19 protein-coding genes and 1 pseudogene are annotated in these 21,919 nt (G+C 69.7%); 8 read left to right on the top strand and 12 right to left on the bottom strand.

The window, feature by feature from the left end:
• Positions 1 to 115: 115 nt before the first annotated feature.
• The gene (locus L3N39_RS18180) at positions 116 to 556 is read right to left on the bottom strand and encodes a CopD family copper resistance protein (RefSeq protein WP_237258826.1); all 441 of its coding nucleotides are present in this window, start codon (positions 554 to 556) and stop codon (positions 116 to 118) included.
• An 82-nt stretch (positions 557 to 638) separates the two neighbouring features.
• The gene (locus L3N39_RS18175) at positions 639 to 986 is read right to left on the bottom strand and encodes a hypothetical protein (RefSeq protein ID WP_237258825.1); all 348 of its coding nucleotides are present in this window, start codon (positions 984 to 986) and stop codon (positions 639 to 641) included.
• Positions 987 to 1,174: 188 nt separating this feature from the next.
• Between L3N39_RS18175 and L3N39_RS18170 the strand changes: the two genes are divergently transcribed.
• Positions 1,175 to 1,570 carry a DUF488 domain-containing protein gene (locus L3N39_RS18170; protein WP_237258824.1) on the top strand — a complete coding sequence of 132 codons (396 nt, stop codon included), beginning with the start codon at positions 1,175 to 1,177 and terminating at the stop codon, positions 1,568 to 1,570.
• Positions 1,571 to 1,627: 57 nt separating this feature from the next.
• Here the strand turns inward: L3N39_RS18170 and L3N39_RS18165 are convergent, their stop codons facing one another.
• Positions 1,628 to 2,623: a TRAP transporter substrate-binding protein gene (locus L3N39_RS18165; protein ID WP_237258823.1), complete on the bottom strand. Its 996-nt coding sequence runs from the start codon at positions 2,621 to 2,623 to the stop codon at positions 1,628 to 1,630.
• Positions 2,624 to 2,921: 298 nt separating this feature from the next.
• On the opposite strand from L3N39_RS18165, the gene L3N39_RS18160 reads away from it, so the two are divergent.
• The 3 genes from L3N39_RS18160 to L3N39_RS18150 all read left to right on the top strand — a co-directional run bounded on the left by L3N39_RS18160 (position 2,922) and on the right by L3N39_RS18150 (position 7,747).
• On the top strand, positions 2,922 to 3,890 hold the full coding sequence (locus L3N39_RS18160) for an NAD(P)/FAD-dependent oxidoreductase (RefSeq protein WP_237258822.1): 969 nt from the start codon (positions 2,922 to 2,924) through the stop codon (positions 3,888 to 3,890).
• A gap of 30 nt (positions 3,891 to 3,920) precedes the next feature.
• On the top strand, positions 3,921 to 5,297 hold the full coding sequence (locus L3N39_RS18155) for an L-serine ammonia-lyase (protein ID WP_237258821.1): 1,377 nt from the start codon (positions 3,921 to 3,923) through the stop codon (positions 5,295 to 5,297).
• 86 nt (positions 5,298 to 5,383) lie between these two features.
• The gene (locus L3N39_RS18150) at positions 5,384 to 7,747 is read left to right on the top strand and encodes a hybrid sensor histidine kinase/response regulator (RefSeq protein WP_237258820.1); all 2,364 of its coding nucleotides are present in this window, start codon (positions 5,384 to 5,386) and stop codon (positions 7,745 to 7,747) included.
• Here the strand turns inward: L3N39_RS18150 and L3N39_RS18145 are convergent.
• From L3N39_RS18145 to L3N39_RS18120, 6 genes are all read right to left on the bottom strand, one after another.
• Entirely contained in the window at positions 7,716 to 9,287 is a 1,572-nt protein-coding gene (locus L3N39_RS18145) for a sigma-54-dependent transcriptional regulator (RefSeq protein ID WP_237258819.1), read from the bottom strand. The genes L3N39_RS18150 and L3N39_RS18145 overlap by 32 nt on opposite strands.
• Positions 9,288 to 9,408: 121 nt before the next feature.
• Positions 9,409 to 10,383: a D-2-hydroxyacid dehydrogenase family protein gene (locus L3N39_RS18140; RefSeq protein ID WP_237258818.1), complete on the bottom strand. Its 975-nt coding sequence runs from the start codon at positions 10,381 to 10,383 to the stop codon at positions 9,409 to 9,411.
• 31 nt (positions 10,384 to 10,414) lie between these two features.
• A complete protein-coding gene (gene tcuB, locus L3N39_RS18135) occupies positions 10,415 to 11,602 on the bottom strand; it encodes a tricarballylate utilization 4Fe-4S protein TcuB (protein WP_237258817.1) in 1,188 nt (395 codons plus the stop codon).
• Positions 11,583 to 13,037 (bottom strand): FAD-dependent tricarballylate dehydrogenase TcuA, encoded by a 1,455-nt coding sequence (gene tcuA / locus L3N39_RS18130; protein WP_237258816.1) that lies wholly within the window; start codon positions 13,035 to 13,037, stop codon positions 11,583 to 11,585. The genes tcuB and tcuA overlap by 20 nt, the downstream gene beginning before the upstream one ends.
• 130 nt (positions 13,038 to 13,167) lie before the next feature.
• Positions 13,168 to 14,100 (bottom strand): LysR family transcriptional regulator, encoded by a 933-nt coding sequence (locus tag L3N39_RS18125; protein ID WP_237258815.1) that lies wholly within the window; start codon positions 14,098 to 14,100, stop codon positions 13,168 to 13,170.
• 171 nt (positions 14,101 to 14,271) lie between these two features.
• Positions 14,272 to 15,246, bottom strand: coding sequence for a Bug family tripartite tricarboxylate transporter substrate binding protein (locus L3N39_RS18120; protein WP_237258814.1), 975 nt, complete (start codon positions 15,244 to 15,246; stop codon positions 14,272 to 14,274).
• Positions 15,247 to 15,681: 435 nt separating this feature from the next.
• On the opposite strand from L3N39_RS18120, the gene phhA reads away from it, so the two are divergent.
• From phhA to L3N39_RS18100, 4 genes are all read left to right on the top strand, one after another.
• Entirely contained in the window at positions 15,682 to 16,467 is a 786-nt protein-coding gene (gene phhA / locus L3N39_RS18115; protein ID WP_237258813.1) for a phenylalanine 4-monooxygenase, read from the top strand.
• A gap of 223 nt (positions 16,468 to 16,690) precedes the next feature.
• On the top strand, positions 16,691 to 17,047 hold the full coding sequence (locus tag L3N39_RS18110; RefSeq protein ID WP_011914586.1) for a 4a-hydroxytetrahydrobiopterin dehydratase: 357 nt from the start codon (positions 16,691 to 16,693) through the stop codon (positions 17,045 to 17,047).
• Positions 17,047 to 18,240 (top strand): amino acid aminotransferase, encoded by a 1,194-nt coding sequence (locus L3N39_RS18105; RefSeq protein WP_237258812.1) that lies wholly within the window; start codon positions 17,047 to 17,049, stop codon positions 18,238 to 18,240. The genes L3N39_RS18110 and L3N39_RS18105 overlap by 1 nt, the downstream gene beginning before the upstream one ends.
• A gap of 171 nt (positions 18,241 to 18,411) precedes the next feature.
• On the top strand, positions 18,412 to 19,200 hold the full coding sequence (locus L3N39_RS18100) for an EAL domain-containing protein (RefSeq protein WP_237258811.1): 789 nt from the start codon (positions 18,412 to 18,414) through the stop codon (positions 19,198 to 19,200).
• Here L3N39_RS18100 and L3N39_RS18095 read toward each other — a convergent pair whose 3' ends face one another.
• From L3N39_RS18095 to L3N39_RS19080, 3 genes and pseudogenes are all read right to left on the bottom strand, one after another.
• Positions 19,201 to 19,884, bottom strand: a complete 684-nt coding sequence (locus L3N39_RS18095; protein WP_237258810.1) for a type 1 glutamine amidotransferase domain-containing protein — start codon at positions 19,882 to 19,884, stop codon at positions 19,201 to 19,203.
• Between the two features lie 85 nt (positions 19,885 to 19,969).
• On the bottom strand, positions 19,970 to 20,734 hold the full coding sequence (locus L3N39_RS19085; RefSeq protein ID WP_431978047.1) for a methyl-accepting chemotaxis protein: 765 nt from the start codon (positions 20,732 to 20,734) through the stop codon (positions 19,970 to 19,972).
• A gap of 93 nt (positions 20,735 to 20,827) precedes the next feature.
• A pseudogene (locus L3N39_RS19080) lies at positions 20,828 to 21,859 on the bottom strand (HAMP domain-containing protein); the annotation flags it as partial.
• Between the last annotated feature and the right edge of the window lie 60 nt (positions 21,860 to 21,919).

The raw sequence follows: 21,919 nt of genomic DNA, 5'->3' as shown, positions 1-21,919 counted from the left end.
TGCGAACGCAACGAGACTGCACTTGCTGAATCGACGCCGATAACCGCCGCGAAAACCGCGCCGCACTTGACCGAAATCATCACGTCCGGGCGCCACGCTGCTATGTGCGCGGTACTTACCAGTGCAGGTAGAACATCGCCTTGGCCAGCACCACGATGCCGATCATCTGCGCCAGGATCGCCCAGTGCAGCGCCCGGTAGCGCTCCGGCGTCATGCCGCCACGCCGCAGCAGCACGGCGACCAGGCCGAAGCTGAGGAACACCCCGGCGGCCAGCAGGATCTTCAGCCACAGCAGCGTGGCGAAGCTGCTTTCCAGCGGCGCCGCCAGCAACTGGCGATGCTGCCAGGCCAGGGCGATGCCGGCGCCGTAGACGAACAGCACCACCCAGTGCAGCACCACCCGCGAGCGCGCGCCGACCGCCCGCTCCAGCGCCGGGACGCTGTCGGCGGCCAGCTCGCGCTTGGCCCGGGCGAGGATCACCACTTCGAAGAACAGCGTGCCGATGAAGCCGATCGCTGCCAGCAGATGCACCACATGCAGCAGGGGATAACTCATCAGGAACTCCTTCGTAGGCTGGAGCGGCGGATCATCCTCCAAGCGCGGCCGCAGGCAAAGGGCCCAGCGGGCCGCGCCGTGCTCAGGGCTGCATCGCCGTGACATGCCCGTCGTCGCGGCGGATCTGCTGGCCAACCAGGAAGCCGCCGTCGGAGCTGCGGATGCGGTCGATGCTGCCGTCCTCGCGGCGCACCACGTAGAGCGTCTGCTCCAGGCCCGCGCCCTGCTGCACGCCCTGCCCGGCCAGGTAGCCCAGCCCGCCGCCGACCAGCGCGCCGATCGGCCCGGCCACCGCGCCGAGCATGAAGCCGCTGAGCCCGCCGAAGCCGCCGCCGACCATGGTGTCGCGGCGCACCTCGAGGATCTCGTCGGCATTCGCCGCACCAACCGCCAGCATCGTACCCAGTACCACTGCCATCGCCTTTTTCATTTCATGCTCCTAGAGTGTGTGACATTGCACGGGTAGAGCAGTCATGAATCGTGCCGCCTTTTATGGGCTTTCTTTTCAAAGAGTTAACGAAATAAAGGTAAATTAAACCCGAACAAGAAAAGTAATAATTACCTATATATATGGTCTCTATAACCATAGTCACTATTACCCCAGCGAAGAGGCTGCCCATGATCCAATGCCGCCGCGCCTACGACCCGCCGACACCCGCCGATGGCCAGCGTGTGCTGGTCGATCGCCTGTGGCCGCGCAACTGCCGCAAGGAAAGCCTGATGCTGAGTGAATGGCGGCGCGAGGTCGCGCCCTCGACGCCGCTGCGCCGTGCGTTCAAGGGCGGCGAAGTGGATTTCGCGACCTTTCGCCAGCGCTATCGCAGCGAACTCGCGGCGCATCCCGAGCACTGGTGGGCGCTGCTGGAGCCGGCGCAGAACGGCGTGCTGACGCTGGTCTACGCGGCCCGCGACGAACAGCAGAACAACGCGCAGGTATTGGCCGAATGGCTGGAGGAAGCGCTCGAGCGCCAGGCCGAACCGAACTCGCCGACCTGCCTGGCCGGCAAGACGTAGGCTGCGCCGCACACCGCTGGCCGGGCGCCGCCGCGCACCCGGCCGGGTCGCAGCGCCTCAGCGGCGGTTGACGATCTGCGCGGCGCGGATCACGTCGGCGCCGATCTCCGCCTCGTAGGCCTTCCACAACGGCAGCATCTTCTCGCGCCAGGCCTGGCGCTCGGCATCGCCGAGGCTGATCAGTTTGCTGCTGCCACTGGCCAGGATGCGCTCGCGGTCGCGCTGGTTGAGTGCCTCGGCCTCGCGGTTCACCACCTGGGTAACCTCGAGGATGATGCCCTCCAGCTCGGAACGGATCGCGAAGGGCACGCTGCGCCAGAACTCGGCGTTGGTCACCAGCATGTAGGCCAGCACCCCGTGGTTGCTCTCGGTGATATACGGCTGGACCTTGTGCATGTTCTGGCTGGCGATGTTCGACCAGGGGTTCTCCGCGCCCTGCACCGTGCCAGCCTGCAGCGCCTTGAACACCTCGCCGAACGGCAGGCGCACCGGCTTGGCGCCGACCGCCTCGAACTGCGCCTCGAGCACCTTCGACGGCTGCACGCGGAAGGCCAGGCCGGCGGCGTCGCCCGGGCCGTGCAGGGCCTTGGTCGCCGAGAGCTGCTTGAGCCCGTTGTTCCAGTAGGCCAGCCCGTAGATGCCGTGGCCGGCCATCGAGCGCAGCAGCTCGCGGCTCTTCTCGCGCTTCTGGAAGCGGTCCACCGCGGCCTGGTCGTCGAACATGAACGGCAGGTCGAACACCTGCAGCTGGCGGGTGTACTTGTCGAACTTCGACAGCGAGGGCGCCAGCAGCTGCACCTTGTTGTCGAGCAGCGCCTGCATCTCGTCGGCGTCGCCGACCAGGCTGGAATTGGGGTAGACCTCGACCTTCACCCGGCCGGGCAGGCGCTCGTGCACCAGCTTCTGCAACAGCAGCGCGCCCTTGCCCTTGGGCGTGTCGTCGGCCACCACGTGGGCGAACCGGATGACGATCGGCGACTCCCCGGCCGCCACGGCCGGGCCGGCCAGGAGAGTGAAGGCAGCGACCGCCGCCATGACGCAGGACTTGAACATAGGGCCCCCAAGGCAAAAGACCGGGCGCGCGCGTGAGCGCGTCCGGCAAGGATGATTGGCTGTACTGGCGGCCTTCGTGTGCAGCGCGGGGCTGCCGCCGGCCTGTTGGAATGCCCGACGCAGACGACTCGGCCGGGCGCGGGGCGTGCAGTCTTGGCGATCGTCCGGCGCAGGACAACTCGAAAAACCTGACCGATCGCTCATTTCCGACAATCTCGCTCGGGCATGGCCGGCGAACTTCTGCCGGTCTTCACACTTCTACTGAGGGGTTTTCCGCGTACGAGGCTCCGCCGTCCCGATGAATCTGCCCGACCACCCAGGCCAGCGCGCCGATCTCGACTGCCTGATCGTCGGCGGCGGCCCCGCCGGCCTGACCGCAGCGCTCTATCTCGCGCGTTTCCGCCGCAGCTGCCTGGTCGTCGACGCCGGTTGCAGCCGCGCCTCGCTGATCCCGCGCTCGCGCAACTACCCGGGCTTCCCGCCGGGAATCTCCGGCAACGACCTGCTGGCCCGCCTGCGCGAGCAGGCACGGGGCTACGGCGCCGAACTGCTGGACGGCCGGGTCGAGCGCATCGAGCCGCACGCGCTGGGCTTTCGCGTGGCGTTCGACGGCCAGAGCCGCATCGCCCGGCGCGTCATCCTCGCCACCGGCATCGAGGACGAGCTGCCGACGATGGACGACCCGCAGGCGGCGATCGCCCGCGGGCACCTGCGCCTGTGTGCGATCTGCGACGGCTACGAGGTCGACGGCGACAACGTCGCGGTGTACGGCGAGGCCGAGTGCGCCATCGGCCACGCGGCGTTCCTGCGCACCTTCAGCGACCGGGTGACGGTGATCGCCCCGGGCGGCGACCAGCCGGCCCGCGATGCCGCGCTGCAGCTGGCCCGGCACTACGACATCCACCTGCTGTTCGACGACGTCGAACGGCTGCACCCGCTGGACGACGGCATCGAGGTCAGCACCCGCGGCGGCGCGCGGCACCGCTTCGACATCCTCTACCCCTGCCTCGGCGCGCGCATGCGCTCGGAGGTGGCCCGGGCCCTGGGCGCGGCCTGCGACGAGAGCGGCGCGCTGCTGGTCGACGCCCACCAGCAGACCTCCATACCCGGGCTCTATGCGCTGGGCGACGTGGTCGCCGGCCTCAAGCAGATGAGCGTGGCCATCGGCCATGCCGCCCAGGGCGCCACCGCGGTGCACAACAGCCTGGAAGCCAACCCCTGGCAGCCGGCGGCCGGCCCGGTATCGGCAGCCAGCCGGACGCGCTAGGCTCAAGGCAAATCCCAGCCGGAGCCCGCCATGGCCCTCAGCGTCTTCGACCTGTTCAAGATCGGTATCGGCCCGTCCAGCTCGCATACGGTCGGGCCGATGCGCGCGGCCCTGCGCTTTGCCCAGCACCTGCGCGAGGAGCACCTGCTCGAGCAGGTCGCGGCGCTCAAGGTCGAGCTGTACGGCTCGCTCGGCGCCACCGGCAAGGGCCACGGCAGCGACAAGGCGGTGCTGCTCGGGCTGGAGGGCGAGCAGCCGGAAAGCGTCGACACCGGCGGCATCGACGCACGCCTGGCGCAGATCCGCCAGCAGGCGCGGCTGAAGCTGCTCGGTGAGCGCGAGATCGCCTTCGACCCGCGCCAGCAGCTCGCCTTCATCCGCCGGCCGCTGCCCTTCCACCCCAACGGCATGATCTTCCGCGCCTTCGATGCCGCCGGCCTGCAGCTGGCCAGCCGCGAGTTCTACTCGGTCGGCGGCGGCTTCGTCCTCGACCAGAGCGCCGCCGAGGGCGGGCGCATCGTCGAGGACGACACCCGCCTGCCCTACCCGTTTCGCAGTGCCGCCGAGCTGCTCGCCCTGTGCGCCGAGCACGGCCGCTCGATCAGCCAGCTGATGCTCGCCAACGAGGCCGTCTGGCGCCCCGAGGCCGAGACCCGCCAGGGCCTGTTGCACATCTGGCAGGTGATGCAGGACTGCGTCGCCGCCGGCTGCCGTACCGAGGGCATCATGCCCGGCGGGCTGAAGGTGCAGCGCCGCGCCGCAGGCCTCTACCGCCAGTTGCGCGAACACCCCGAGGCCAACCTGCGCGATGCGCTCAACGTGCTCGACTGGGTCGATCTCTACGCCCTGGCGGTGAACGAGGAGAACGCCGGCGGCGGCCGCGTGGTCACCGCGCCGACCAACGGCGCGGCCGGCATCATCCCGGCGCTGCTGCACTACTACATGCGCTTCGTGCCCGGCGCCAACGACGACGGCGTGGTGCGCTTCCTGCTCACCGCCGCGGCCATCGGCATCCTCTACAAGGAGAACGCCTCGATCTCCGGCGCCGAGGTCGGCTGCCAGGGCGAGGTCGGCGTGGCCTGCTCGATGGGTGCCGGCGCCCTCTGCGAAGTGCTCGGCGGCACGCCGCAGCAGGTCGAGAATGCCGCCGAGATCGGCATGGAGCACAACCTCGGGCTGACCTGCGACCCCATCGGCGGGCTGGTGCAGGTGCCGTGCATCGAGCGCAACGCCATGGGCGCGGTGAAGGCCATCAACGCCGCGCGCATGGCCCTGCGTGGCGATGGCCGCCACTTCGTCTCGCTGGACAAGGTGATCCGCACCATGCGCCAGACCGGCGCCGACATGAAGAGCAAGTACAAGGAGACCGCTCGCGGCGGCCTGGCGGTGAACATCATCGAGTGCTGAGCGCAGCGATTCGATGGACGGCGGAAATTCGCCCCCCTCGCCCGCTGTCCCTAACTCACATGCCCAGACAGAGAGGACCTCGGTCGATGTGCAGCGCCCCCACCAAGAGCGGCCGCAACGGCGACCGCTCCGCGGTACCTGACGAACGACCGCGGGAGGCCGAGCTGCATCGCGTGGCGCTGTGCCGCCATGCGCCGGCGAGCGTGCTGGTCGACCGCGAGGGCAACATCCTGCACATGAGCGAGCATGCCGGGCAGTACCTGCTTGCGGCGCTCGACGAGTCCACGCAACAGTTGGTGCACCGGGTGCGGCCCGAGTGGCGAGCCGAACTGCAAGAAGCCCTGCTGGAGGCTGCACGCAGCGGCGCGAGCGTCGAGACCCCGCCGCTGCCGTTCGAGCACGACGGCACGCCCGCCAGCGTCGTCGCCGCGGTACGCGCGGTGCGCAGCGAGCAGGGCCAGGACTACCTGCTGGTGCTGTTCGATGAGCTGCGCGGCAGGCACCAGGCGCCGCCTGCCGGCGAGCTGCACGCGCCTCGCGAGCGCCTGCCGGCCCGGGCCGGCGCCACCGACCAGGCCGCCGACGACCTGCACAACCTGGTCGCCGCCAGCGAGGTCGCCGCGCTCTTCGTCGACGAGCAGCTGCGGCCGCGCACCGGCACCGCGCCACTGCGCCAGCTGCTCGGGCTCGACGAGCCCGTCGAGCAGGCACTGGAGGCCCTGGCCCGCCTGCTCGACTACCCCGAGCTGCTCACCGACCTGCGCCAGGCCGGCCGCGGCCATGCGCGCGAGCGCGAGGTGCCCGGGCGCGACGCGCGCTGGTACCGGGTGCGGCTGTCGCCCTACCGTCGCGGCGACCGCCTCGCCGGCGCGGTGCTCTGCCTGCTCGACATCAGCGAGCAGCACCTGGCCGAACAGCGCGCCCGCGCCGGCCAGACGCACATGCGCCTGCTGGCCCAGAGCACCCGCGGCTTCGCCATCATCACCACCGACCCCGAGGGCCGGGTGACCAGCTGGAACGGCGCCGCCGAGCGCATTTTCGGCTTCAGCGAGCAGGACATGCTCGGCGAGCCGATCGAGCGCATCTACAGCGAGGAGGACCGCCACCTGCAGATCGCGCTCAAGGAGCGCAAGCGCGCGCTGAGCGCCGGTTCAGCCTCGGACGAGCGCTGGCACGTGCGCGCCGATGGCGAGCAGATCTACCTCAGCGGGCTGGTCAATCCGCTGATCGACGGCGATCGCCTGCTGGGCTTCGCCAAGATCGCCCGCGACCTCACCGAGCAGAAGCGCCAGAGCAGCGCCCAGGCCGACCAGCTGGAACAGGCCCAGGCCTCCAGCCAGCAGAAGGACCAGTTCTTCGCCGTGCTGTCCCACGAGCTCAAGCACCCGCTGAACCTCATCCAGCTCAACAGCGACCTGCTGATCCGCGCGCCGGAGGTCAGGCAGTCGGCGGCGCTGAGCAAGGCGGCGCGCGGCATCCAGGCCGCGGTGCGCAGCCAGTCGCGGATCATCGACGACCTGATGGACGTGTCGCGCCTGCGCACCGGCAAGCTCAAGCTGCACTTCACCACGCTGCACTACCAGGAGCTGCTCGAAGGTCTCGAGGCGGTGTTCCGGCCGCTGGCGCAGGGCGAAGGCGTGACCTTCGACAGCCAGCACGACGACGAGCCGCTGTACGTCGAGGCCGACCCCACGCGGCTGGAGCAGATCGTCTGGAACCTGCTGAACAACGCCTGGAAGTTCACCCCCGCCGGCGGGCACATCAGCCTGGTGCTGCGCCGCGAGGGCGAGCTGGCGCGGCTCGAGGTGAGCGACACCGGCCAGGGCATCAGCGCGGATTTCCTGCCGCGGGTCTTCGAACTGTTCGGCCAGGCGGAGACGCCGCACAGCCCGCGCGCGCGCCATGGCCTGGGCATCGGCCTGGCGCTGGTGCAGCAACTGGTCGAGCTGCACCACGGCCGCATCGAGGCGCATTCCGACGGTCCCGGCCAGGGTGCGCGCTTCAGCGTCTGGCTGCCGCTGCACCTGCAGACCCAGCTGGAGCTGGCCGACGACGCGGCCCCTGCTAGCCCGGGCGACCTCGACGGGCTGCGCATCCTGCTGGTGGACGACTCGCCGGACGTGCTGGAAATGCTCGACGACCTGCTGGCCAGCGAAGGCGCCAGCGTGGACACCGCGCGCAGCGGTGCCGAGGCCGTGGAGCTGGCCGCGCGGCAACGCTACGACGTGATCGTCTCGGACCTTGGCATGCCCTGCATGGACGGCCACCGGATGATCGCGGCGATCCGCGCGCAGGCCACCAACCGCGACACCCCGGCCATCGCCCTGAGCGGCTACGCGGCGCGCGAGGACCTGGAGCAGGCCCGCGCCGCCGGCTTCGACCAGCATCTGCAAAAACCCATCGACCTGGATTCGCTGGTCAGAGCGGTGCGCCAGGCGCGCCGCCAGTGATGCCGTATTCGCGCAGCTTGTTGGCGATGGTGGTGTGCGACACGCCGAGGCGCTTGCCCAGCAGGCGGCTGCTCGGGTGCTGCTTGTAGAGGCTCTCCAGCACCGCCTTCTCGAAGCGCCCCATGATCCTGCCCAGGTCGCCGTCGAGGGAGAACTCGCCCAGCGGCTGCGCCGCACCGTAGCCCGGCAGGCGGATGTGCTCGGGCTTGATGCTGTCGCCATCGCACAGCGAGACCGCCTGGAACAGCGTGTTCTCCAGCTGGCGCACGTTGCCCGGCCAGTGGTAGCCGGCCAGCCGTTCCAGCGCCTGCGGCGACAGCCGCGGCAGCGGGCAGCCGATCTGCCGGCTGGCCTGGTCGATGAAGTGACGGGTCAGCGGCTCGAGGCCGTCCAGGCATTCGCGCAGCGGCGGGATGTGCAGCGACAGCACGTTGAGCCGGTGGTAGAGATCCTGGCGGAACTGGCCGCTGGCGCAGAGCTCGGAGAGATCGACCTGGGTCGCGCAGATCACCCGCACGTCGAGGTAGACCTCCTCGTCGCTGCCGACCCGACGGAAGCCGCCGTCCTGCAGGAAGCGCAGCAGCTTGGCCTGCAGCCGCGGGCTCATTTCGCCGACACCGTCGAGGAACAGCGTGCCGCCAGCGGTCAGCTCGAGCAGGCCGAGCTTGCCTTCCGGGCGCGCGCCCTCGAAGGCGCCGGGGCCGTAGCCGAACAGCTCGGTCTCGGCCATGGATTCGGGCAGCCCGGCGCAGTTGAGCGCCATGAACGGCGCCTGCCCGCGCGGGCTGGACAGGTGGCAGGCGCGCGCCAGCAGTTCCTTGCCGGTGCCGGTCTCGCCCTCGATCAGCAGCGGCGCGTCCAGCGGCGCCATGCGCCGCGCCTCGCGCACCACCGCAGCCATCATTTTCGAGCTCTGGAAGATGCTGTCGAAGCCGCGCAGCTCCTGGCGCCTGACGTTGTAGATGCGCTCGCCGAGCTGGTCGGCGCGATGCAGCGCCAGCACCGCGCCGGCCAGCGCCTCGCTGTCGTCGTGCTGCGACTGCAGCGGCGCGATGTCGGCGAGGAACACCTGGCCCTTGACCTGCACCCGCAGGCCGTTGATCCGCGCCTTGTTGGCGCGCACCAGTTCGGGCAGGTCGAAATCCTCGGCGTAGCGCGACAGGTTCATGCCCGGCACCTCGTCGACGCGCACGCCGAGCAGCTGCGCGGCGGCGCGGTTGGCGGCGACGATGGCGCCGCTCATGTCGATGGACAGCACCGGGAAATCCAGCGCACCGAGCAGCGCGTTGAGCTCCAGCGAATGCCGCTCGCTGGGCATCAGCCCGACCTTGCGCAACTCGAAGACCCCGGGCAGCGCCTCGATCTTCGGCCGCAGCGCCTGCAGCTGCAGGTTCATCAGGTTCGGGCAGTGCAGGTAGATGGCATTGCCCTGCTCGCCGCCCACTTCGCCACGGGCGACGTTGATGCCGTAGTCGACCAGGAGGTTGAGCATGTCGCGCAGGATGCCGACGCGGTTCTGGCAGAGGATTCGGATACGCACGGGAGGCAACCTTCTTGTCGTTATCGGCCACAGGCGTCAACCCTAGTTGACAGCCTGGCGCTTCGACAAGCGCCCTGCCGCGCCGTTGCAACCCAGGCGTAGCGAAAAGCTGACAACCGCCTCAGCCGCGACGGGCATGGACCTGCGGATCGGCGAAGCTGCAGGGCTCGCCGGCGAAGAAGGCCCGCACATTGGCGAAGGCATCGCCGAAGTACAGCTCGTAGCCCTGGCGCTCGACGTAGCCCAGGTGTGGCGTGCACAGCACCCGCGGGTGACGCAGCAAGGGGTGCGCAGGGTCGACCAGCGGTTCCTGCTCGAACACGTCCAGCGCGGCGAACCCGGGCCGGCCGCGGTCGAGCGCGTCGAGCAGCGCGCCCGGCGCGATTAGCTCGGCACGGCTGATGTTGAGCAAGAGCGCGCTCGGCTTCATCCGCGCCAGGTCGGCGGCGGTCACGATGTGCCGGGTGGCCTCGACCAGGCGCAGGTTGAGGCTGAGCACGTCCGCCTCGGCGAAGAATGCCTCGCGGCTTGGCGCGGCGCGGTGGCCGTCGCGCTCGGCGGCCTCGCGGGAGCCCTGGCTGCCCCACACCAGCACCGGCATCTCGAACGCCTGCGCGTAGCGCGCCAGGCGCTGGCCGATCTTGCCGTAGCCCCAGATACCCAGGGTCTGGCCGTACAGTCGATCGCCCAGGTTGACCTGCCATTGCCCGGCGTAGAGCGCCTGGATCGCCGGCAGCAGCTGGCGACGCGCCATCAGCAGCAGGCTCCAGGCCAGCTCCGCCGGCGCGATCGGCGAGCCGCGCCCTTCCATCACCGCCACGCCGTGGCGGGTGCAGGCGGCGACATCGATATGCCCGGCGACCTTGCCGGTCTGGCTGATCAGCCTGAGCCGCGGCAGCCGCGCCAGCAGCGCTGCGTCGATGCAGGTGCGCTCGCGGGTCAGCACCAGCGCGTCGGCCTCGGCAAAGCGTTCGGCCAGCCGCGCGGGGTCGCGCTCGGCGTCGTGGTAGAGGCTGACGCGGTGGCCGTCGAGCAGGGCGAAGCAGTCCAGCGAACGGATCACGTTCTGGTAGTCATCGGGAATGACGATATGCATGGGCGCTCCTCGGGTCACGGGCCAGCCGGCCTCACTCGCTGCCCAGCTTGAGCCGGTCGGGCTGGCGCTTCTCGATCGAATATTTCAGCAGCGCGGCACTGCGGAAGACGCCATGGGCGAATTTGCCATAGGGCATGGTCAGGAAGAAGGCCATCACCACGCCCAGGTGCACCGCCAGCAGGATCGCCATGGCGCCGGTGTCGCGGCCGATCAGCAGGGCGAAGCCGGTCAGGCTGATCGCCAGCAGCAGGGCGATGAAGCCGCGGTCCATCGGCCGCTGGGCCACGTCGCCATGGGCCGGGTCGCGGCGGTGGTTGAGCACGAGCAATCCAGCCGGGCCGATCACCAGGCCGATGCCGCCGGCGATGCCGAGCAGCACCGGCAGGCTGAGCACCGGGTACGGCGCCGCGGCACCGAGCAGGTAGTGGTACAGCGTGGCGACGCAGGTGGCGGCGAAGCAGAGCATGAAGCCGTAGAAGGTCAGGTGGTGGAAGCGCCGCCGCCAGAGGGTGAAGCGGTCGCTCTCGTTGTTGCAGCCCTGGCCGTGGCCACCGTCGAGGTACTTGAGCTTGAGCACCGCGCCGGTGGCTTCCAGGGTCGCCGCGCCGGTGGCGATGGCCTCGGCTTCGGCAGGGGTGATGCCCTTCCAGAAACGCCGCACGCCGATACCCAGCGCCAGCACGGCGAAGCCGAAGGCGCCGCCGAACATCAGTGCCAGGGTGTTGTGCGGGAAGATCGTGTAGAAGTCGCCGGCCAGGCGCCCGGGCAACAGGGTGCCGCTGACCAGCAGGGTCAGCAGCAGGAACAGCGCCAGCCCGGCGGCGCTGGCCAGCGCCATGGTCAGGCCGTTGCGCCGGTACAGCGCGCCGAGCGCCGCCGGCCAGGCGTAGTCGGCGTAGGTGTCGACGCGCACCTTGGCCATCGCCTGCGGCACGTTGACGGCGAACTCGTGGGGCGCCGCGTACTGGCAGGCATGCAGGCAGGCGCCGCAGTTGTGGCAGAGGTTGGCCAGGTAGTGGATGTCCGCCTTGGCGAACTCCAGGCGCCGGGTCATGGCCGGGAACACCGCGCAGAAGCCCTCGCAGTAGCGGCAGGCATTGCAGATGTGCATCTGGCGATCGACTTCGGCCTCGGCGACGCTGAGCACCGGGATCAACGGGTAGGCCTCGCCCTGGGCGCCGGCATCCACGGCGATGGGTTCACGCAACTGCATGGTCATGTCCTTCGTTCTCGGCGGAAATGTGATGGCCGGCCGCGGCCGCGGCGCGGGTGCCGGCGATGCGGCCGAACGCGGTGCCGATGCTCATGCCGACCCCGGCGGTGTAGCCCTTGCCGAGCACGTTGCCGGCCATCATCTCGCCGGCGACGAACAGGTTGGCGCAGGGCTTGCCGGCGAAATGCACGGCGGCGTTCTCGTCGGTCTTCAGCCCCAGGTAGGTGAAGGTCACCCCCGGCTTGAGCGCGTAGCCGTAGAACGGCGGCGTATCCAGCGGCCGCGCCCAGTGGGTCTTGGCCGGCTCGACGCCCTCGGTATGGCAGTCGTCCAGGCTGGTGTGGTCGAACTGACCGACCCGGCAGGCGCGGTTGTAGGCCTCGACGGTCTCGACGAAGGCCGCCTCGGGCAGTTCCAGCTTGCGTGCCAGCTCGGCCAGGCTGTTGGCGGTGGTGCCGGGGAAGACCGGCGGCATGAAACGGCCGATGGCCTTCTGGTCGATGATCGAATAGGCGACCTGCCCCGGCTGCTGCGCCACCAGGCGGCCCCAGATGGCGTAGCGTTTGGGCCAGAAATCCTCGCCTTCGTCATAGAAGCGCCGCCCCTCGCGGTTGACCACCACGCCCAGCGACACGCAGTCGATGCGCGTGCAGATGCCGCCGTCGTACAGCGGCGCGCGCGCGTCGATGGCGACCATGTGCGCCTGGGTCGGGTCGCCGATCACGTCGGCACCGGTCTCGAGCAGGCTGCGCAAGAGCACGCCCTGGTTGAAGCGCGTGCCGCGGATCAGGAAGTTGTCGGCCGGCCATTCGCCGCGCTCGTTCTGTCCCCAGGCCTCGCGCAGCCATTCGCGATTGGACTCGAAGCCGCCGGCGGCGAGCACGCAGCTGCGCGCCTCGATGCGCTCGGCCGGCAACGCGCGACCATTCACCTCGCGCGCCGGCACCCGGGCGGCGACGAAGCGGCCGCCGGCCATCTCGATCGACTCGACCGGCGTGTCGTAGCGGACCTGCACGCCGAGCGCCTCGGCGCTGCGGTAGTAGGCGTTGACCAGCGCCTTGCCGCCGCCCATGAAGAAGGCATTGGTGCGCGCCACATGCAGCGCGCCGGACAGCGGCGGCTGGAAATGCACGCCGTGGCGGCGCATCCAGCCGCGACAGGTGGACGAGGCGCGGATGGCGATGCGCGCCAGGCGCTCGTTGGTGATGCCGCCGGTGACGCGCAGCAGGTCCTGCCAGTACTCCTCCTCGGGGTAGGCATCGACCAGCACGTCCTGCGGCGCATCATGCATACAGCGCAAGTTGCGCGTGTGCTGGGAATTGCCGCCGCGCCATTCGCGCGGCGAGGCCTCCAGCAGCAGCACGCTGGCACCGGCCTCGCGGGCCATCAGCGCGGCGCACAGGGCGGCGTTGCCACCCCCCACGACAAGAACATCGATCATCAGCCTCTCCTCACTGGCGAGGAGAGCCGCTCCGGCCTCCCCTCTGGTTGACCACGACTGTAGGGAGCGGGCCGACGGCTCGAAAGGCGGCGGGCGGCAAAGGGTCTTTAGTTTTGCTAAAGGGCGGCGATCAGTCCTGCGCCTCGTAGAGCCGCGCACCCGGCCAGAGGCCCTGGCGCACCAGGTCGCGCGCGACATCGGCGATCACCAGGCGAGCCGCAAGCGCGGCGGGCGACAGCTCCTCCTCGGGCAGCGTCACCAGCAGGTTGCGCCGGGTCACGTGGGCGTCCTCGATCTGCACCACCCGCAGCCCGCATTCGCCCGAATGCGCCGCCGCGGCGCCGGGCTGGATGGTCGCCGCGTAGCCGCCGCGCACGGCCTGCATCAGCAGCGCCAGGCCATCTATCTCCATGACGATGTTCGGCTCGATGCCAGAGCGCTCGAAGGTCGCCATCAGCGTGGTGCGCAGCCCGTGGTGCTGGCTGGGCAGCACCAGCGGCAGCTGCCCGAGGTCAGCCAGGCGCACGCTTTCACCGGTCGGCGCGCCTTCGAGTCTGGAGGAGGTGATGACGAACAGCTGCTCGTCGAGCAAGGGCCGGATGCCCCATTTGCGGCCGCTGTCGGCCTGGAACAGCACGGCGAGGTCGAGCTGGCGGGTGCTCAGCTGGTTGGCCAGGTAGCCGGAGAGCATCTCCACCAGGTGCAGCTGGATATCCGGGTAGCGCTCGCGCATCGCGTCGATCAGCGGCAGGGCGAGCACCGAGGCGGTGGTCGGCGGCAGGCCGACGCTGACGTAGCCGCTCATCCGTCCGCGCTGCGCGGCCTGGATGGCGTTTTCCGCCTGGCGCAGGGTCAGCCGCGCATGGTGCTGGAAGGCGATGCCGGCGCTGGTCAGCACCACGCCGGTGCTGGTGCGGCTGAGCAGGCGGGTGCACAGCTCGCTCTCCAGCTTGCTGATCTGCTGGCTCAGCGCCGAGGTGCCGATGCCCAGTTCCAGCGCGGCCTGGCCGAGGCTCTTGTGCTCCACCGCGGCAAGAAAATAGCGAAGTTGCCTGAGCTCCATGACGGTGCCTGTTCCTGGTCAAGCAGCCGGCCACCCCATGCGACCGCTGCGCCGACACGCAGCGGGGCCGGCAGTCGACGCAGGGTAAGGGAGCCCGCCGGCACTTCCAACCACGCCGCTGCACAAACGAAGAAGGTGCGCATACGCACCTTCCTCATCCCTGGCCGACGGCTACTGTGCCAGGCCGAACTCCGCGGCCAGCGCCTTGTACTGCGCCACCTGCTGGTAGACGTAGGCCTGCAGTTCGTCGCCGGTGAGCGCCAGCGGCTGCAGGTCGCGCTGCTCGCGCAACCTGGCGAACCCGTCGCTGGCCAGCAGGGTGTCGAACTGCTGCTTCCACCAGGCGTAGTCCTCGTCCTTGACCTCAGGCCCGACATAGAAGCCGCGGGCGATCGGCCAGCTGACCTCGAAGCCCTGCTCCTTCGCCGTGGGGATCTTGCCGAGCGCACCGGGCAGGCGCTCGTCGGCCAGCACCGCCAGCACCCGCACCTTGCCGGCGGCCAGCTGCGCGGTGGCCTCGCCGATGCCGCTGGTGATCACCTGCACGTGCCCGCCAAGCAGCGCGGTCATCGGCTCGCCGCCACCCTCGAAGGCGACGTAGCGCAGCTGCTTGGGGTCGACGCCGGCGGCGCGGGCGACCATCGCCGCCTGCATCCAGTCCTGGCTGCCGATGGTGCCGCCGGCGCCAACCACCAGGGCGGTGGGGTCCTTGCGCAGCGCCTCGACCAGGTCGTCGAAGTCCTTCAGCGGAGAATCCTCGCGCACGGTGACCGCGCCATAGTCGGTGCCGATCGCCGCCAGCCAGCGCACCGCCTTCTCGTCGTAGCGACCGAACTTGCCCTGCGCCAGGTTGAGCAGCGAGCCGCTGGACCAGGCGGTGATGGTGCCCGGCTCGCCGGCGCGCTGCGCCACCACCGCGTTGTAGGCCACCGCGCCGATGCCGCCCGGCATGTAGGTCACGCGCATCGGCGCCTGCAGCAGGCCGGCTTCGCGCAGGCCGCCCTGGGCGAGCTTGCAGGTGATGTCGAAACCGCCGCCGGGCTTGGCCGGCGCCAGGCATTCCGGGCGCTTGGGTTCGGCCCACAGCTGGGTGCTGAGCAACAGGCCGGAGGCAACCAGCGTCAGCCGGCCGAGTGCATGTTTCATGGCGTTCTCCTCGAATTCTTGTTCTGGTGGCGGCGCGCCCGGCGTCGACCTCCGCTGCCTGCAGCGCCGGCGATACGCGACAGGACGAACCATAGGGTTCCCGGCCGAGCAACCGAAAGGCCGGCCCGCCACGGGGGTCTTCAGTTTCGCTAAAGAAGCCTGCCGGGCCGGCGCCTTGGCGCTACCAGGGCCGCGGCAAGGCGGGCGCATGCAAATAATCGTCAAGATAAGTTGCCAGGCGGTGCGTTCGGTGACGGCAGAATTGCAGGCCTGGTCGGATTCGTCAGCTATTCCTTACAGATGAGCGACCCGCCACTGCGACATCGCGCCGCAGCAGGCCTCGCCGACGGCATGCGGCGCGGGTTCAAATGGGGCATCCGATAACAACAACATTGCCTCACAGACGCGCCTTGCCGCGTCGGGCCAGGAGGTCAGATGAAAACCACGCGCTACGTCGCCCGCGAGCCGGACGCCACCGGGCACATCCACTACCCCGACAGCGAGCATGCGGTGTGGAACACCCTCATCGAGCGCCAGCTGAAACTGCTGCCGGGGCGCGCCTGCGACGAGTACCTGGACGGCCTCGAGCAGCTCGCCCTGCCGCGCGAGCGCATCCCGCAGCTGGGCGAGATCAACCGCGTGCTCGAACGCGCCACCGGCTGGCAGGTCGCCCGCGTGCCGGCGCTGATTCCCTTCCAGACCTTCTTCGAGCTGCTGGCCAGCAAGCGCTTCCCGGTGGCCACCTTCATCCGCACGCCTGAAGAATTGGACTACCTGCAGGAGCCGGACATCTTCCACGAGATCTTCGGCCACTGCCCGTTGCTGACCAACCCCTGGTTCGCCGAGTTCACCCACACCTACGGCCAGCTGGGCCTGGCGGCGAGCAAGGAGGAACGCGTGTACCTGGCGCGGCTGTACTGGATGACCGTAGAGTTCGGCCTGGTCGACACCCCGGCCGGCCGGCGCATCTACGGCGGCGGCATCCTCTCCTCGCCGAAGGAGACGCTCTACAGCCTGTCCAGCGAACCCGAACAGCAGGCCTTCGACCCGCTGGAGGCGATGCGCACGCCGTATCGCATCGACATCCTGCAGCCGCTGTACTTCGTGCTGCCGGACCTGCACCGGCTGTTCGAACTGGCCGGCCAGGACATCATGGCGCTGGTCCGGCAGGCCATGCGCCTGGGCCTGCACCAGCCGAAGTTTCCACCCAAGGCGGCGTAGGGTGGAAACCGCAACGCGTTTTCCACGCGCCGGTTCGGCTGCCACCAAGCCGTAGGGTGGATGACGCCGCAAGGCTCATCCACCGACCGCAACCCGATCTATCGACAGCGAGGCGGAGCGAACCCGACGCGTGGACAAGCCTGCGGCGTTGTCCACCCTACGGCCTTCCATTCGCCTAGGCTTTCCAATGACCTTCACCCAACAGACCAAAGGGAACGACACCATGACCGCCCTCGCCCAAGCCCAATGCGAAGCCTGCCGCGCCGATGCGCCGAAGGTATCCGACGAAGAACTGGCCGAGCTGATCCGCGAGATTCCCGACTGGAACATCGAGGTACGCGGCGACCACATGGAGCTGGAACGCGTGTTCCTGTTCCGCAATTTCCGCCACGCCCTGGCCTTCACCAACGCGGTCGGCGCCATCGCCGAGGAAGTCGGCCACCATCCGGCCCTGCTCACCGAATGGGGCAAGGTCACCGTGACCTGGTGGAGCCACGAGATGCGCGGCCTGCATCGCAACGACTTCATCATGGCCGCGCGCACCGACCAGCTCGCTGCCAGCGCCGAGGGTCGCAAGTGATGCACTTCGGCCAGATACCCCGCGTGCCCGGCGACCCGATCCTCGGCCTGCTGGATGCCTACCGCGCCGACCCCAACCCGGCCAAGCTCGACCTGGGCGTCGGCGTCTACAAGGACGCCCGCGGGCTGACCCCCATCCCGCGGGCGGTCAAGCTGGCCGAGCAGCGCCTGGTCGACAGCGAAGAGACCAAGAGCTACATCGGCGGCCACGGCGATGCGCAGTTCGGCGCGCAGCTGCTGCGCCTGGTGCTGAGCCCGCGCGCGCTGGCGCTGGCCGAGGAGCGCGCCGGCTGCACCCAGGCGCCCGGCGGCACCGGTGCGCTGCGCCTGGCCGGCGAGTTCATCGCCAAGTGCCTGCCCGGGCGCAGCCTCTGGCTGAGCGACCCGACCTGGCCGATCCATGAAACGCTGTTCGCCGCCGCCGGCGTACCGCTGCGCCACTATCCCTACGTCGGCGCCGACAACCGCCTGGACCGCGACGGCCTGTTCGCCGCGCTGGAGCGCATCCCCAGCGGCGACGTGGTGCTGCTGCACGCCTGCTGCCACAACCCGACCGGCTTCGACCTGAACCACGACGACTGGCTGCGGGTGCTCGACATCGTCCGCAGCCGCGAGCTGCTGCCGCTGTTCGACTTCGCCTACCAGGGCTTTGGCGACGGCCTGGAGGACGACGCCTGGGCGGTGCGGCTGTTCGCCGAAACGCTGCCGGAAGTGCTGGTGACCAGCTCCTGTTCGAAGAACTTCGGCCTCTACCGCGAGCGCACCGGCGGGCTGATCGTCGTCGCCGCCGGCCATGAGCAGCTGCTCGACGTGCGCAGCCAGCTGGCCGCCCTGGCGCGCGGCCTGTGGTCGACGCCGCCGGCGCATGGCGCGGCGGTGGTGGCGACCATCCTGGCCGACGAGCCGCTGCGGCAGATCTGGCAGAACGAGGTGGAAAGCATGCGCCGGCGCATCGCCAGCCTGCGCCAGGGCCTGGTCGAGGCACTGATGCCCTACGGCCTGGCCGGGCGCTTCGCGCACATCGCCGAGCAGCGCGGCATGTTCTCCTACACCGGGCTGAGCGCCGAGCAGGTGCGTCGGCTGCGCGCCGAGCATTCGGTGTACCTGGTCGAAAGCGGCCGCGCCAGCGTCGCCGGGCTGGATGCCGAGCGCCTCGACGCGCTGGCCGCGGCGCTCGCCCGGGTGGTCGCCTGAGCGATCTCGCGCGTACGCAGCAGGCCGTCGCCAGCCCCGCGCCGGGGTTGGCGGGCCGACGTTTGTCCGGGTCTGCGGTCAAGAAAGCGCCGCGGCGACCGACACAGGGAGAAGACTCCAGCGCCGCATGCCTGCTGCCAGGCATCGCGGCCGCCACCCCGAGGACTCCCCATGCCCCGCCCCGCCAGCGACCCGCTCGCTCCTGCCACGTCCTGCGCGGGTTGCCGCAACGGCCAGCCGCTGGATTTCGCCTTCGCCTATGCCTACCAGCCGATCGTCGACATCGGCCGCCGCCAGGTGTTCGCCCATGAGGCACTGGTGCGCGGCCCGGCCGGCGAGCCGGCCGCGAGCGTGCTGGCGCACGTCACCGAGGAAAACCGCTACCGTTTCGACCAGGCCTGCCGGGTCGAGGCGATCCGCACCGCCGCGGCGCTCGACATGCAGAGCCGGCTGTCGATCAACTTCATGCCCAACGCCATCTACCGTCCGGAGCTGTGTATCCGCTCGACGCTGGAGGCCGCGCGCGCGCATGGCTTTCCCATCGAGCAGATCATCTTCGAGACGGTCGAAGGCGAGGAGATCAGCGACGGCAAATGGCTGGCCGAGGTGCTGCGCGAGTACCAGCGCATCGGCTTCCTGACCGCCATCGACGACTTCGGCGCCGGCTTTGCCGGGCTCAATCTGCTCGCCGATTTCCAGCCGGACCTGATCAAGCTGGACATGGACCTGATCCGCGGCATCGACGCCAGCCGCCCGCGGCAGGCCATCGTGCGCGGGGTCGGCGAAATCTGCCGCGAGCTGGACATCCGCCTGATCGCCGAGGGCGTCGAGACCCTCGACGAATACCTCTGCCTGGCCGACCAGGGCATCGGCCTGATGCAGGGCTACCTGTTCGGCAAGCCGCTGCTCGGCGCCTGCACCCGCGCCGAGAGCCTGGCCTGGCCGCAGCTGCCCGGCTGATCAGCCGGCGCGCAGCAACTCCAGCAGCGCCTCGGCGGCAGCCTCGGAAGACGCCGGGTTCTGCCCGGTCACCAGGCGGCCGTCGACCACCACGTAGGACGCCCAGTCCGGCCCCTTGCTGTAGTTGCCGCCGCGCTCCTTGAGCCGGTCCTCGAGCAGGAAGGGCACCACCTCGGTCAGTTCGACCGCCGCTTCCTCGCTGTTGGTGAAGCCGGTCACCGCGCGGCCCTTGACCAGGTATTCGCCATCGGCCCCGCGCACCTCGCCGAGCACCGCCGGCGCATGGCAGACCGCCGCCACCGGCTTGTCGGCGCGGGCGAAGGCCTCGATCAGGGCGATGGAATGGCGGTCGCCAGCCAGGTCCCACAGCGGGCCATGGCCGCCGGGGTAGAACACCGCGTCGTAGTCCCCGGCCGACAGCTCGGCGAGCTTGCGTGTGCTGGCCAGCGCGCGCTGCGCCTCGGCGTCTTCCTTGAAGCGCCGGGTGGCGTCGGTCTGCGCGTCGGGCGCATCGCTCTTGGGGTCCAGCGGCGGCTGCCCGCCCTTGGGCGAGGCCAGGGTGATCTCGGCGCCGGCGTCGCGCAGCACGAAATACGGCGCGGCGAATTCCTCGAGCCAGAAGCCGGTGGGCTTGCCGGTGTCGCCCAGGCGGTCGTGCGAGGTGAGAACGATCAGTACCTTCATGAAAAACCTCCCATGGTCATGTAGCCCTGGGAAGTATGGACCGCAGCCGGCCGCCGCTGCTCCGTGGCGGCCGGACGGACGGGCACTAGATGCGGAAGCTGTCGACCAGTTGCTTGAGGCGCCCGGACTGCTGCTCGAGGTCACCACAGGCGCGCAGGGTGGCTTCCAGGTTCTCCACGCCCTGCTGGTTGAGGGTGTTGATCTCGATGATGTCCATGTTCAGCGACTCGATCACCGCGGTCTGCTCCTCGGTGGCGGTGGCCACCGACTGGTTCATCGCGTCGATCTCGCCGATGCTGCGGGTCACCGCCACCAGCCGCTCGCCGGCCTGGTCGGCGATGCTCACGCTGCTGTCGCTCTGGCGCTGGCTCTCGGTCATGGTGCTCACCGACTGCCGCGCATCGACCTGCAGCTGCTCAATCATCTGCTGGATTTCCTGCGCCGAGCTCTGCGTGCGGTGCGCCAGGTTGCGCACCTCGTCGGCCACCACGGCGAAGCCGCGCCCCGCCTCGCCGGCCCGCGCCGCCTCGATGGCCGCGTTGAGCGCCAGCAGGTTGGTCTGCTCGGAGATACCCTTGATTACCTCGAGGATGTGGCCGATGTCCACGGTCTTGGCGTTGAGCGCCTCGATCTGCCGGCAGGCGTCGCTGATCTTCGCCGACAGCTCGCGCATCGCCGCGATGTTGTGCTCGACTACCTGGCGGCCGTCATCGGCTTCGCCGCTGGCGCCGCTGGCCTGCTGCGAGGCGTCGGCGGCGTTGCGCGCGATCTCCTGGGCGGCGGCGCCGAGCTCGTTGATCGCCGCCGCCACGCTGTTGGTGCGGCTGGCCTGTTCGCCGGAGTTGGCCATCGACGAATGCGAGGCCGAGAGCACGCGGCTGACCAGCGTGTTGACCTGCAGCGTCGCCGAGGAGACTTCGCGGATCGAGCCATGAATGCGCTCGACGAAGCGGTTGAACGCCGCCGCCAGCTGGCCGAACTCGTCGTTGGACTGCACCGCCAGGCGCCGGGTCAGGTCGCCCTCGCCCTCGGCGATGTTGGCCATGGCGCGGCCCATGTCGGTCAGCGGGCGCATCAGCACGCGGATCAGCATGCCCAGCAGGGCGATGATGAAGGCCACCGCCACCAGGGTGGCGACGAACGCCGAGGCGCGGAAGCTGGCCAGGCTGGCGTAGGCCTTGTCGCGGTCGATGGAGACGCCGACGTACCACTTCACCGAGGGCAGGCCCTCGACCGGGCTGAAGGCGAGGATGCGCCGGCTATCGCCGAGACTGGCCTCGGCGAAGCGGCTGGTCAGGCTCGGGGTATCCTGCGGGTAGAGCTCGCCGAGGGTCTTGTTGACCTTGCCTGCCTCGGGGTGCACGAGGATCTTGCCGTCGGCGCTGATCAGGAAGGCGTGGCCCATGCCGTTGAAGTCCAGCGCGTTGATGATCCTGACCAGGGTGTCGAGCGCCAGGTCGCCGCCGACCACGCCGAGGGTCTGCCCGGCGCGCTGCACCGGCGTGGCGATGGTCATGATCAGGCCGCCGGAGGCTGCATCGACATAGGGTTCGGTGAGCGTCGAGCCGCCGGCGGCGAGGGCATCGCGGTACCACGGGCGGGTGCGCGCATCGTAGTCGGCCGGCATGTCTTCCTGCGGGCGCATGACGAAGGCGCCGTCCTCGGTGCCGACATAGGCGAACATGAACGACGAGGCCAGCGCCTTCTGTTCGAGCAGGCGGCTGACGCTGGCCGGCTCGCTGTCGTTGGCGATCGACTGTGCGGCACCTTCGACCAGCAGGATGCGCCCGCTCAGCCAGTTCTGGATGTTGCCGGCGGTGACCTGGCCCATCTCGTCGAGGTAGCTCTGCAGGTTGGCGCGGATGGCGTTGCGTTGCAGGTAGTCGTTGTAGAGGGTGAACAGCGCAAAGGCGGCGATCACCACCAGCGCGGCGGCCAGCAATATCTTGTGGCTGAACTTGAGCGACTTGGGCATTGGGCGGATGTCCGGAATGGCTGAACGGGTGATCGCTCCCTGCGCTCGGTGCATTCCATT

This window comes from Pseudomonas oligotrophica, assembly GCF_021726475.1.
Classification (GTDB): domain Bacteria; phylum Pseudomonadota; class Gammaproteobacteria; order Pseudomonadales; family Pseudomonadaceae; genus Stutzerimonas; species Stutzerimonas oligotrophica.
Note: the sequence above shows the minus strand (reverse complement) of the source record. Positions and strands in the feature narration are given on the sequence as shown.